14 protein-coding genes are annotated in these 11,762 nt (G+C 57.9%); 10 read left to right on the top strand and 4 right to left on the bottom strand.

What is annotated here, in order from left to right; translation table 11 throughout:
• Positions 1–125 precede the first annotated feature (125 nt).
• Positions 126–806 (bottom strand): Crp/Fnr family transcriptional regulator, encoded by a 681-nt coding sequence (locus B5G40_RS07500; protein ID WP_087327737.1) that lies wholly within the window; start codon positions 804–806, stop codon positions 126–128.
• A 133-nt stretch (positions 807–939) separates the two neighbouring features.
• Between B5G40_RS07500 and B5G40_RS07495 the strand changes: the two genes are divergently transcribed.
• From B5G40_RS07495 to ptsP, 6 genes are all read left to right on the top strand, one after another.
• The gene (locus B5G40_RS07495; RefSeq protein WP_242959319.1) at positions 940–1,134 is read left to right on the top strand and encodes a hypothetical protein; all 195 of its coding nucleotides are present in this window, start codon (positions 940–942) and stop codon (positions 1,132–1,134) included.
• Between the two features lie 263 nt (positions 1,135–1,397).
• Positions 1,398–2,147, top strand: a complete 750-nt coding sequence (locus tag B5G40_RS07490; RefSeq protein ID WP_087189434.1) for a DeoR/GlpR family DNA-binding transcription regulator — start codon at positions 1,398–1,400, stop codon at positions 2,145–2,147.
• Positions 2,144–3,046 carry a 1-phosphofructokinase gene (pfkB, locus tag B5G40_RS07485; RefSeq protein WP_087189433.1) on the top strand — a complete coding sequence of 301 codons (903 nt, stop codon included), beginning with the start codon at positions 2,144–2,146 and terminating at the stop codon, positions 3,044–3,046. The genes B5G40_RS07490 and pfkB overlap by 4 nt, the downstream gene beginning before the upstream one ends.
• A 21-nt stretch (positions 3,047–3,067) precedes the next feature.
• Positions 3,068–4,987 carry a PTS fructose transporter subunit IIABC gene (locus tag B5G40_RS07480; protein ID WP_087399226.1) on the top strand — a complete coding sequence of 640 codons (1,920 nt, stop codon included), beginning with the start codon at positions 3,068–3,070 and terminating at the stop codon, positions 4,985–4,987.
• A 55-nt stretch (positions 4,988–5,042) separates the two neighbouring features.
• Positions 5,043–5,306 carry an HPr family phosphocarrier protein gene (locus tag B5G40_RS07475; protein ID WP_087189431.1) on the top strand — a complete coding sequence of 88 codons (264 nt, stop codon included), beginning with the start codon at positions 5,043–5,045 and terminating at the stop codon, positions 5,304–5,306.
• A 40-nt stretch (positions 5,307–5,346) separates the two neighbouring features.
• On the top strand, positions 5,347–7,059 hold the full coding sequence (gene ptsP / locus B5G40_RS07470; RefSeq protein ID WP_206407223.1) for a phosphoenolpyruvate--protein phosphotransferase: 1,713 nt from the start codon (positions 5,347–5,349) through the stop codon (positions 7,057–7,059).
• A 219-nt stretch (positions 7,060–7,278) separates the two neighbouring features.
• On the opposite strand, the gene deoC is transcribed toward ptsP, so the two are convergent.
• The 3 genes from deoC to B5G40_RS16845 all read right to left on the bottom strand — a co-directional run bounded on the left by deoC (position 7,279) and on the right by B5G40_RS16845 (position 9,557).
• Positions 7,279–7,944 carry a deoxyribose-phosphate aldolase gene (gene deoC / locus B5G40_RS07465; RefSeq protein WP_087189428.1) on the bottom strand — a complete coding sequence of 222 codons (666 nt, stop codon included), beginning with the start codon at positions 7,942–7,944 and terminating at the stop codon, positions 7,279–7,281.
• 24 nt (positions 7,945–7,968) lie between these two features.
• Positions 7,969–9,096, bottom strand: coding sequence for a DUF362 domain-containing protein (locus B5G40_RS07460; protein ID WP_087327730.1), 1,128 nt, complete (start codon positions 9,094–9,096; stop codon positions 7,969–7,971).
• Between the two features lie 317 nt (positions 9,097–9,413).
• Positions 9,414–9,557 carry a hypothetical protein gene (locus B5G40_RS16845; protein ID WP_158099492.1) on the bottom strand — a complete coding sequence of 48 codons (144 nt, stop codon included), beginning with the start codon at positions 9,555–9,557 and terminating at the stop codon, positions 9,414–9,416.
• 29 nt (positions 9,558–9,586) lie between these two features.
• Between B5G40_RS16845 and B5G40_RS07455 the strand changes: the two genes are divergently transcribed.
• The 4 genes from B5G40_RS07455 to B5G40_RS07440 all read left to right on the top strand — a co-directional run bounded on the left by B5G40_RS07455 (position 9,587) and on the right by B5G40_RS07440 (position 11,720).
• Positions 9,587–9,814 carry a hypothetical protein gene (locus B5G40_RS07455; protein WP_087189426.1) on the top strand — a complete coding sequence of 76 codons (228 nt, stop codon included), beginning with the start codon at positions 9,587–9,589 and terminating at the stop codon, positions 9,812–9,814.
• Positions 9,815–9,886: 72 nt separating this feature from the next.
• The gene (locus B5G40_RS07450) at positions 9,887–10,468 is read left to right on the top strand and encodes an HD domain-containing protein (protein ID WP_087399225.1); all 582 of its coding nucleotides are present in this window, start codon (positions 9,887–9,889) and stop codon (positions 10,466–10,468) included.
• 146 nt (positions 10,469–10,614) lie between these two features.
• Positions 10,615–11,127, top strand: coding sequence for a flavodoxin family protein (locus B5G40_RS07445; RefSeq protein WP_087399224.1), 513 nt, complete (start codon positions 10,615–10,617; stop codon positions 11,125–11,127).
• Complete coding sequence (locus B5G40_RS07440) at positions 11,115–11,720, top strand: hypothetical protein (RefSeq protein WP_087399223.1); 606 nt, start codon at positions 11,115–11,117, stop codon at positions 11,718–11,720. The genes B5G40_RS07445 and B5G40_RS07440 overlap by 13 nt, the downstream gene beginning before the upstream one ends.
• Positions 11,721–11,762 lie beyond the last annotated feature (42 nt).

The raw sequence follows: 11,762 nt of genomic DNA, 5'->3' as shown, positions 1-11,762 counted from the left end.
TGGCAATCCGTTTCCTCGGCAAAAGGGGCGGATTCCCACGAAAAACGGCCGCCCACCGGGCGGCCGTTTTTCTCGGAATGACGGGTCTTTGTACGAGCTGCGCATTTTGCAACAGGCCCGCTTTCTTATTTCTGAGACTCTGGCAGCCCCTTCAGACGGAATCGCCGGCGGTCGGCCTCCAGCACCCCCTCCTTTTGCAGCTGGCCGATGGTGCGGGACAGTGCGCTTCGATCCACACAGAGGTAGTCCGCCAGCGCCTGGCGGTCAAAGGGCACCACTACCGTGGTCCGACCGGTGCGGGCTGCCTCCTCCTCCAGGTAGGAGAGCAGCCGCTCCCGAATGGTTCGTCCTGAGAGGTGATCCAGTTTCCCCGTGAGAAACAGATTTTTCTCCGCCAGCACCCACAGCAGGTTGTGGATCAGTTTTCCGTGGGCTCCGCAGGCCGAGGCACAGGGGGTAGACAGCCGCCTGCAATCCAGCAGTAGCACTGCCGTATCCGCTGTAGCGGTAACGGTGACCGGTAAACTCTCCGCCCCGGCACAGGCATAGGACTCGGCAAACAGCCGTCCTGGCCCCATCTCCCCCATCACGATTCGCTGCCCGTCAGGTCGGATGCGGCTCACCTGCACCTGACCGGCCAGCACTACGCCCAAATGGGTAGCTGGATCTCCCGCTCGAAGCACCGCAGTCCCCCGCGGATACCGCCGCACACCGCCGCCCATACAATCCAGCAGAGCAAACAGCTCCTCCTCTTCCATTCCGCGAAACAGCGCCGTCCGGCGCAGCGCTCCCCCATATTCCCGCATGGATGCCCTCCATTGAAGCTCTCGGCTCCTCGCCTGATTTCTCTGTTATCCTATCAGATGTCCCTTCGAAATACAAGGAACTCTTGCAATACCAGGCCAGAACTGGTAAGATGGAACTACTCCATAAGAAACGGTGGGTGAAACCATGATGGTCTATTTCTCCCTGGGCGCTCTGTTCATCATCCTGGGCCTGATTTTCCTTCTGATCCCCTTTGAAAAACTGCAAACCGTTTTTCGGCGGATGCGCTCCAGCATCACTACAAAAGTGGGTGGAGCTGTGCTCCTGGTAGCCGGAATCGTTACCATGATTATGGGTCTGCTCCAGTAATATCCATGCGCCGGTGTGTTTTCTCCACCGGCGCACCTTTTTTGATCGTTTTTGCTTGCTTCCTATCTTGAGTTTTCTTTTTTAGCTGGATTTTACCAGAGGACGCCCCGATCAATTCGTCAGACTGTCTAAAAAGCAGTCTGATTTTTTGTGCGTAAACTTGATTGATTATGATTGACTATGATTGTTATCAGTGCTATATTGAAGTCACAAGATAGAACAGTCATTTTCAATCAAACTAGAGCATAGAGGAGGGATTCTCAATGTTGGCAGAGCAGCGTTTTGAAACCATCCTACAGGAACTGACCAACAGCAGGGCTGCCAGCGTAACGCGTCTGTGCGAGCTCACCGGCGCATCAGAGGCCACCATCCGGCGGGATCTTACCATTCTGGCCCGCCAGGGCAGACTAAACAAGGTACACGGCGGAGCGGTTCTGACCAGCAGCACCTTTCAGGGGGAAGAACCGGACGTAACCACCAAGTCCCTGCTCCACCGGGATGAAAAAGATCTCATCGCCCATTATGCCGCCGAGCTTATCAACAATGACGACGTGGTCTACCTGGACGCAGGTACCACCACGGTACGGATGCTGGAGTATTTAAAGGGCTCCCGCGCCACCTTTGTCACCAACGGTATTGCCTGCGCCCAACGGCTGATGGAACTGGGGCTGCGCGGCTATGTGCTGGGCGGCTATCTTAAGCCGGGCACCTGGGCTGTGGTGGGCACCGGCGCGTTGGAGGAGCTTGGTAAGTATAACTTCACCAAGGCCTTCCTGGGCATTAACGGCATTACCATCCGTCAAGGCTTCACCACCCCCGACCCGGAGGAGGCCGCCATCAAGACCAAAGCCGCCGAGCAGTCTTACCTCACCTTTGTACTGGCCGACAGCAGCAAATTTGAGTTGGTATCCACTGTGACTGTACTTCCTCTGGAAAAGGCCACTATCATTACCGAGCATCTGCCCGACCCCAGCTATCTGGAACACACGGTGATCAAGGAGGTATCCGCATGATCTATACAGTAACCTTTAATCCCGCTCTGGACTATGTGGTTTGGATGGACGCTCTGCGTCCGGGCCAGATCAACCGCACCCAGAGCGAGGAGATCCAGTATGGCGGCAAGGGCATCAACGTGTCCACTGTTTTGTCCGCCCTGGGTGTGGAAAATGTAGCACTTGGTTTCCTGGCCGGCTTCACCGGCCGGGCCCTGGAGGAGGGTCTCCGGAGCCAGGGCATCCGCACCGACTTCATCTGGCTTCCCGATGGGCTGACCCGCATCAATGTCAAGGTCAAGGGAGGCGACGAGACTGAGATCAACGGCCAGGGTCCTACCATCGGGCCGGTGGCTCTGCGGTCTCTGCAAGATAAGCTGGACCGACTGGAGGCCGGGGATATCCTGGTGATCTCCGGCTCCGTGCCTGCCGCCCTGTCTCACGACGTGTACGAGCAGATTCTGGCCCGGCTGGAAGATCGGGGGATTCAGTTTGTGGTGGACAGCACCCGGGATCTGCTGTGCAGCGCACTCCCCTATCACCCCTTCCTCATCAAACCCAACAATCTCGAGCTGGGTGAGATTTTCGGGAAGACTCCTGTCACCGATACCGAGATCCGGCACTGCGCCGCCCAGCTGCAGGCCAAGGGTGCCCGCAACGTACTGGTCTCCATGGCAGGAGACGGCTCCCTGCTGGTAGACGAGCGCGGGAACTGCCACCGTCTGGGCGTACCTAAGGGTAAAGTCCGCAACTCGGTGGGGGCCGGTGACTCCATGGTAGCTGGCTTCCTGGCCGGCTGGCTGGAAACCGGCGACTACGCCTATGCCCAGCGTCTGGGCGCTGCTGCCGGTTCCGCCACTGCCTTTGCCGACGGACTGGCCACCAAAGAACAAATCATGGCACTGATCCATACCTTCTAAATCAGAAAGGAGCTCACTACCATGCGCATCATCGATCTGCTGAGCCCGGAAAAAATCGCACTGGGAGCGTCTGCCGCCGATAAGGAAGGCGCCATCGATCTGCTGGTGGACCTGCAAAGCAAAAGTGGCTGTCTCACCGATCGGGAGACCTATAAGCAGGCCATTCTGGCTCGTGAGTCCCAGACCAGCACCGCCATTGAGATGGGCATTGCTGTGCCCCACGCCAAAAGCGCCTGCGTTAAAGCCCCCAGTTTGGCTGCCTGCATTCTGAAAGAGGGCGTGGATTACGGAGCCATGGACGGCCAGCCCTCTGACCTCTTCTTCATGATTGCCGCTCCCATGGACGGGGATCTGCATTTGGAGATTCTCTCCCACCTGATGGTGCTGCTGATGGATTTCAACTTTGTCAGCGAGCTGCGCGCCGCCTCTGACCCCAAAACCTTCATGGAAGTCATCGATAAATACGAAGCTGCCAAATTCCCCGAAGAGGTCCCCGCAGAAACCCCCGCCTCCGTTGTTGAAACCCCCGCAGCCGGTCCCCGCATCCTGGCGGTCACCGCCTGCCCCACCGGCATTGCCCACACCTATATGGCTGCCGAGGCTCTGGAGAAAAAGGGCAAAGAGGTCGGCATCTCCGTCAAGGTGGAAACCCAGGGCTCCGGCGGCGCCAAAAACATTCTGACCCAGGCAGAGATCGACACCTGTGACGGCATCATCATTGCCGCCGACAAAGAGGTTGATCTGGCCCGCTTTAACGGCAAGCCCGTCCTGCGGGTGCCCGTCTCCGATGGCATCCACAAGCCGGAGGAGCTGATCCGTCAGGCACCCAACGCCCCCATCTATCATCACGCCGGCCAGGTGGTTCAGGAGACCTCTAATGAAAGCCTTGGCCGCAAGCTGTACAAGCAGCTGATGAACGGCGTCAGCCATATGCTGCCTTTCGTGATCGGCGGCGGCATTCTCATCGCTCTGGCCTTCCTGCTGGACGACGCCTCCATTGACTACGCCAACTTCGGCACCAACACCCCCATTGCCGCATGGTTCAAAAACATCGGCGGCGTGGCCTTCAACTTCATGCTGCCCATTCTGGCCGGCTACATTGCCATGTCCATTGCCGACCGACCCGGCCTGATGGTCGGCTTCGTGGGCGGCGCACTGGCCGTGTCCGGCGCTACCTTCGCCTCCCCCTCCGGCACTTCCGTCTCCGCAGGCTTCCTGGGCGCGCTCATTGCCGGTTTTGCCGGCGGCTACCTGATGCTGGGTATGCGGAAGGTCTGCGACAAGCTGCCCCGGGCATTGGAGGGCCTCAAACCTATCCTGATCTATCCCGTGGTGGGACTTCTCATCATCGGCCTGTTTATGTGCCTCATCAATCCCATTGTGGGCGCCATCAACACCGCTCTGTACTCCGGTCTGGAGGCCATGGGCGAGGGCAGCAAGATTGTGCTCGGTATCGTACTGGCCGGTATGATGGCCGTGGATATGGGCGGTCCCTTCAATAAAGCCGCTTATGTGTTTGGTACCTCCACCCTGGCCACCATGGCCGCCGGACAGGGCTCCGATATCATGGCTGCCGTCATGATCGGCGGCATGGTGCCCCCCATCGCCATTGCTCTGGCCACCACCTTCTTCCGCAACCGTTTCACCGAGGATGAGCGCAAGTCCGGCGTAGTCAACTACATCATGGGCCTGTGCTTCATCACCGAGGGTGCCATTCCCTTCGCCGCCAGCGATCCTCTCCGTGTCCTGCCCGCTTGTATCGTGGGCTCCGGTGTGGCCGGCGCTCTGTCCATGGCCTTTGGCTGCGCCCTCCCCGCACCTCACGGCGGTATCTTCGTCTTCCCCGTCATGACCAATATCCTGGGCTATGTGGTCGCCCTTGTGGTCGGCTCTCTGGTCGGCATGATTCTGCTGGGCCTGCTCAAAAAGAAAAAGGCTTAACCAAATTATCACCTCATCCATCCCATTTGACTGAATACAGAAAGGAAGTATTACTATGGTTACCGCTAAGACTAAGATCGTCAATCCCCAGGGTATGCATATGCGTCCCGCTCAGCTCTTTGTCAATACCATGGCCAAGTACAAGAGCGACGTCACCATCGTTTTCAACGGCAAGAACATCAACGCCAAGAGCATCATGCATCTGATGGCCGCCTGCATCAAGCAGGGCAGCGAGATCGAGATCCAGTGCTGCGGCGAGCAGGAGGCCGACGCTCTGAAGGCCGCTGTGGAGCTGGTGGAATCCGGTCTGGGCGAGTGATCGCCCGGATCCCCGAACCGACAAACAGGAGGAGACCGCTATGATCTTACGGGGCATCGCCGCTTCGGACGGAATCGGCATCGGTAAGGCCGTCTGCGTCCGGGAGCAGAGTCTGGACTACTCCGCCGTGAAATACGGCGGCAAAGAGGTAGAGAAAGATCGGCTCCAGGCAGCTATCACCCAGTTTAACGAGAAGACCACCGCCATGGCGGAGCACATCCGGGCACAGGTGGGAGAAAAGGAATCCGAGATCCTCACCGGCCAGATCATGATGCTGAGCGACCCCTTTATGCAGAGCCAGATGGAGGAGGTCATTGATGCCGGCCAGTGCGCCGAGGCAGCGGTGGATCAGGTGTGCACCATGTACGCCGAGATGTTCGCCGGAGTGGACGACGAGCTCATGCGCCAGCGTGCCACCGATGTGCGGGATATCCGCAGCCGGATGCTGGCCATCCTGCTGGGGGTCACCGGCGTGGATGTGAGCCATCTGCCCGCAGGCAGTGTGCTGGTAGCCCATGATCTGACGCCCTCCATGACGGTGGGCCTGGATAAGGAGCACGTTGCAGCCATCCTCACCGAGGTGGGCGGCCGGACCAGCCACTCCGCCATCCTGGCCCGGGCCCTGGAGCTGCCCGCCGTACTCAGCGTGCCCCGGGTCATGGAGCAGCTGAAGGACGGCGACAGCGTCATCGTGGACGGCAGCGAAGGGACCGCCATGGTCAACCCGGACCAGCGCACTCTGGCCGAGTATTTGGCCAAGCAGGAGGAGTTCCTCCGCAGAAAGGCCCTGCTGGCTGTCTACCGGGACCGGGAGACCGTGGATGCCGAGGGCAACCGTTACGCCCTGTACTCCAACATCGGCTCCCCCGCGGAGGCTGGCGCAGCCGCGGAAGCTGGCGCCGAGGGCATCGGCCTGTTCCGCACCGAGTTCCTGTTCATGGACCGGAACAGCGTGCCTACTGAAACTGAACAGTATGAGGCCTATTTGGCTGTTTCCCGCATCATGGCGGGCAAAGAGGTTATCATCCGCACCCTGGATGTAGGCGGCGACAAGGCGGTAGAGTACCTGGGGATGGCACACGAGGACAACCCCTTCCTGGGCCACCGGGCCATCCGCTACTGCCTGGACAACCCCGACCTGTACAAGGTCCAGCTTCGGGCCCTGCTGCGGGCAGGCGCCGAGGAAAAGAACATCAAGATTATGCTGCCCCTGGTCACCTCTCTGGAGGAGATCCGCGGCGCCCGGGCTCTGCTGGAGACCTGCAAGGCCGAGCTGGAAGCTGAGGGTCTGCCCTACCACAAGGACATCCCCCTGGGTATCATGGTGGAGACTCCCGCTGCCGCCCTCATCGCTGACCTGTTGGCGCGGGAGTGCGACTTCTTCTCCATCGGCACCAATGACCTGACTCAGTACACCATGGCAGTGGACCGGGGCAATGCCCAGGTGGAAAATCTGTACACCACCTTCCATCCCGCTGTGCTCCGTTCCATCCGCAGCGTGATTACTGCCGCCCAAAAGGCTGGTATTCCGGTGGGTATGTGCGGCGAGGCTGCCGCCGATCCCCGGCTCATCCCCCTGCTCATGACCTGGGGACTGGATGAGTTTTCCGTCAGTTCCTCCGCTGTACTGGCCACCCGCGCCCAGATCCATCGCTGGCGCACTGCCCAGGCAGCCCAGGTAACCCAAGAGGCCATGAGCCTGTCCACCGCCTCCGGCGTGGAGGGTTATCTCCAGTCCGCAGTCAAAGACTAAACCTATCCTTTTTCCTTCTTCCTCATCAAACAGAGCGGCCCCCGGCTTTTGCCGGGGGCCGCTCTGTCAGGATTCAAACGCTTGATTCAAAAGCGGTCTCCCTGGCGGATCGGATTTGACCTGTGTCACAGGTTTCCTGATTTTCTGAATAAGCTTAAAAAGGCTTCCCTGCGCTGTCGTGCAGGGAAGCCTTTTTGTGTTCTGAACGATTGGACCAGCTCAGTAGCCCTGAGGGGTCTGGCCCTTTACCAGCTTGACGATGGCGGAAGTACCCAGGCGGTCGGCGCCCAGGTTGATGAAGTCCTCAGCATCCTGAAGGGTGCGGATGCCGCCAGCGGCCTTGATACGCACCTGGGGACCCACGTTGGCCTTGAAGAGGGCCACATCCTCCCGGGTAGCGCCGCCGGTAGAAAAGCCGGTGGAGGTCTTGATATAGTCGGCCCCCGCCTCGGTGACGATCTGGCACATCTTTACCTTCTCCTCCTGGGTGAGCAGGCAGGTCTCCACGATGACCTTCAGGATACGCCCCTGGCAGGAGGCTTTGATAGACTTGATCTCCTCCAGCAGGTCATCCCACCGCTGGTCCTTGACCCAGCCGATATTGATGACCATATCAATCTCATCAGCGCCATTGCGGATGGCATCCTCAGTCTCAAAAACCTTAACTGCGGTGGTGGAGTAGCCGTTGGGGAAACCAATGACGGTGCAGATCTTCAAATCATTTCCCACATAGTCAGCTGCCTGCTTGACAAAAGAGGCGGGGATGCAGACGGAGGCACACTCGTACTTCAGGCCATCGTCACACACGGCCTTGATCTGCCCCCAGGTAGACTCCTGCTTGAGCAGCGTGTGGTCACAGTGGGCCAGGATCTCCTTTACGTCCATGTCAACTCTTCCTTTCTTTGGGCGTTATTTTACCTCGATCAGCTCATAGGCACGGGTACCCACACCGATCTTTTCACAGTGCGCCAGACAAACCTTCCAGTCCGTTTCCGGCATACTGTTGATAAAGTGGTCGTGGTGGTCGCAGAAGCCGGACCGGTGCATCTGTTCATCCAGTGCGGATCCGGGGATGGGAGTCTGACGCAGGCAGGCGTCGGCACAGGCCTGATCCAGCGCCACGGCATCGAAGGAAGCAAACATCCCCACGTCAGGCAGGATGGGCAGATCATTCTCGCTGTGGCAGTCACAGTAGGGGGACACATCGATGACCAGGCTGATATGGAACTGGGGACGGCCGTCCACCACTGCCTTAGCATATTCCGCCATACGGCAGCTCAGCTCCTCCATGGCGGCGTCGTAGCCCGCGTGGATGGCGTCGGCGTTGCACACTGCGATGCAGCGACCGCAGCCCACACACTTATTCTGATCAATGGAAGCCTTCCGGTCCTCCCCGTAGGAGATAGCATCATGGGCACACTGGGCGGAACACTTCCGGCAGCCTACGCAGTGCTTCTGCTCAACCACCGGCTTACCCTGAGCGTGCTGCTCCATCTTGCCCCGGCGGGAACCGCAGCCCATGCCCAGGTTCTTGATGGCGCCGCCAAAGCCGGTCTGCTCATGACCCTTGAAGTGAGACAGAGAAATGATCACATCAGCCTCCATAATGGCCTTGCCGATCTTGGCCGTGGTGATGTGCTCCGCGCCCTCCACAGGCACCTCCACATCATCGTTACCACGCAGGCCGTCGCCGATAATAACCTGACAGCCGGTAGACAGCGGAGAGAAACCATTCTCAAAAGCGGCATCCAGATGCTCCAGGGCATTCTTCCGCCGGCCGGGATACAGGGTGTTGCAGTCGGTCAGGAAGGGCACGCCGCCCAGACTCTTTACCACATCCGCAACCACTTTCGCGTAGTTGGGCCGCAGAAAGGCCAGATTGCCCGGCTCTCCGAAGTGCATCTTGATAGCTACCAGCTTATGGTCAAAATCGATCTCGCCGATCCCGGCAGTGCGGATCAGCTTCTCCAACTTATTCAGCAGGTTTTTCCCAGGCTGACAGCGCAGGTCAGAGTAGTATACCTTTGCCTGTTCCATAGGTGTAACATTCCTCCCAGTTTACACTGTAATGTTTATTCAACTTATTTTATACCGGTTTTCCAGGAACCGCAAGTGCTTTTCTTGTGCACGCCTTTTTAGCCTCTCACTTTGAAAGGTGCCCCCTGTGTTCTTTCATCTGCGCCTTATTTTTGCATTATGTCACCGAAAACCCAACAGTTTCTTTTTTCTTCTTTTCCCCATTGTGGAAATTTCTGTGGATATGTGGACAAATTCATCCACAAATCAGGCATCTCCATTCTGGTCCTCATATTTCCGCCTCTCATGTATTAAATTATGTAAATCATGTTTCCATTTTAACCGCCTGTGCCGGATACCGTTTTTTCCAGGTTTGCCGCAAATATCAGCACCCATTTTTCATACGTCTTTTTCCCTGGCCAAATCGACGAACCTATTCTTGCAGCAACTCCTTCATTTTTCCACCTATAGAGCAGCTTCATACCGCACATCCTAACTTCGGGGTGATATGATGAGAGCATATTACAGGGATCTTTATGTCCTGTTTCGCCACGATTCCAGAGCGCAGGAATACTTTGACCACCTGCCCGCTCATGTACAGGACCGCATCAGCGCTCAATACCGCCAGATTGACTCCATGGACCAGCTGGAGCGCTTTGCTGCCCGCTACCACGCGCCCCTCTTTCCTCTGGAGGGTATCGGCGGGCAAACCTTTCTTCCTCCGCCGGTGCAGCCATAGGTCTGCACATTGCTTTGCATCGGGCGTTCTTCTGTGCTATAATGTGACAAAGCACAAAAGGAGGCCGTTATCATGGAATTGACCCGCGTGCAGGCCCTGGACCTGCTGAAAACATACAATAAGGAACCCTTCCATCTCCGTCACGCCTTTACCGTAGAGGCTGTCATGGGCTGGTTTGCCCGTCAGCTGGGCTATGAGACGGAAGCTGACTTCTGGGCCACAGCAGGACTCCTCCACGATCTGGACTTCGAGCAGTATCCCGACGAGCACTGCGTCAAGGTCCGGGAGATCATGGAGGAGCAAGGCCTGGATCCCGCCCTCATCCACGCGGTGGTCAGCCACGGCTGGGGTATGACCGAGGGCAACGCAGAGCCGGAACATCAGATGGAGAAGGTCCTCTTTGCTGTCGACGAGCTCACCGGCCTGATCGGGGCTGCCGCCCTCATGCGTCCCTCCAAGAGCGTGCAGGATATGGAGTTATCCAGTCTGAAAAAGAAGTACAAGGACAAACGCTTTGCCGCCGGCTGCTCCCGGGAAACCATCGCCCAGGGCGCCCAACTGCTGGGCTGGGAACTGAACGACCTGCTGGAGCGCACCCTTCAGGCCATGAAGGACTGTGAGGCCTCCATTGAGGCCCAGTGCGCCGACCTTTGAACTCACTGATCTAAGGACCTGCTGCCCCTCCCGACAGCAGGTCCTTCTTTTTTCTTTATTCATATTATTTTACTAGGTTTTCCGCCTCATCTATGATATACTGTTAGCTGTTGTATACCCACAGAAAAAAGGAGCGTAGCATACCCATGGACCTGATATTGACAGACTGCCCCCTCTCTTCCTTGCCCGCAGGTAGTGATTTGCGGCTGGTCAACGTGGCGGAACAGGCGATTGCTCCCTGCGTTGGCTGCTTCGGCTGCTGGATCAAGACGCCAGGACGCTGCGTCATTCGGGATGACGCCCCGTCCATCTACCCTGATATTGCCCGCTGTGACCGGTTACTAGTGGTCAGTCATCTGTTTCTGGGCTGTTATGATCTGCCTATGAAGCGGCTGATGGAGCGTTCCCTCCCCAATCAGCAGGCCTTTATCCGCCTTCACCACGGAGAGAGTCACCACGTCCAGCGGGCCGTAAAGTCAAAGCAACTGACGGTGGTGGCCTACGGAGCTCAGGATAAGGAGGAACAAGCTGTGTTCGATCGCTGGTTGGCCCGCAATGCTCTGAACACGCTTGCAGAGCACTACACCATTCACTTCGCGGACTCCCAGGCCCAGGCGGAAGAGCTGGCCGGAAAGGTGGTACAGACATGGGCAAACTGATGATTATCAACGGCAGCCCCCGGGCCCCTAAATCCAACTCCAAGCAATACATTCAGGCCTTTTTGTCCGCCTGGTCCGGCGCATATGAACAGTACAGCGTACTCCAGCGGCAGCACACCGCCTGCCTGGAACAGTTGAAGGAATGCTCTGACCTGCTGCTGGTTTTTCCCCTCTATACCGATGGCCTGCCTTCCGGTCTGATGGAATTTTTGAAGGCCATGCTGGAGCAGCCTACCGCCCCCCTTACCGTCCATGTGATCATTAACTGCGGCTTTCGGGAGCCCCATCAGAACGATGTGGCGATAGACATGATCCGGCTCTTCTGTAAACGGGGCGGGCATAAGCTGGGAAGTGTTCTGCGGATGGGCTGCGGCGAGGCCTTCCCAACCACTCCGTTTATGGGGATGGCTCGTCGAAAGATCCAAAAGCTGGCCCGATCCATTCAAAAAGGCCGCTCTGTTCAGCTTTCCATCACCATGCCGTTGACAAAGGGATTGTTCCTGCGGGCCGCCAACCGGTACTGGCTGAGCCGGGGCGCGCAATTCGGGAACTCCCAGACCCAGATGGCCGCCATGGATATCGAAGGCCCGTAAGGTATAATGGGGCGCAGCTCTGTATATACTGACTCCAGGTGA

Origin of the sequence: Flavonifractor sp. An9 (genome assembly GCF_002161245.1) — a bacterium.
In the GTDB taxonomy this organism is placed as follows: domain Bacteria; phylum Bacillota; class Clostridia; order Oscillospirales; family Oscillospiraceae; genus Flavonifractor; species Flavonifractor avicola.
Note: the sequence above shows the minus strand (reverse complement) of the source record. Positions and strands in the feature narration are given on the sequence as shown.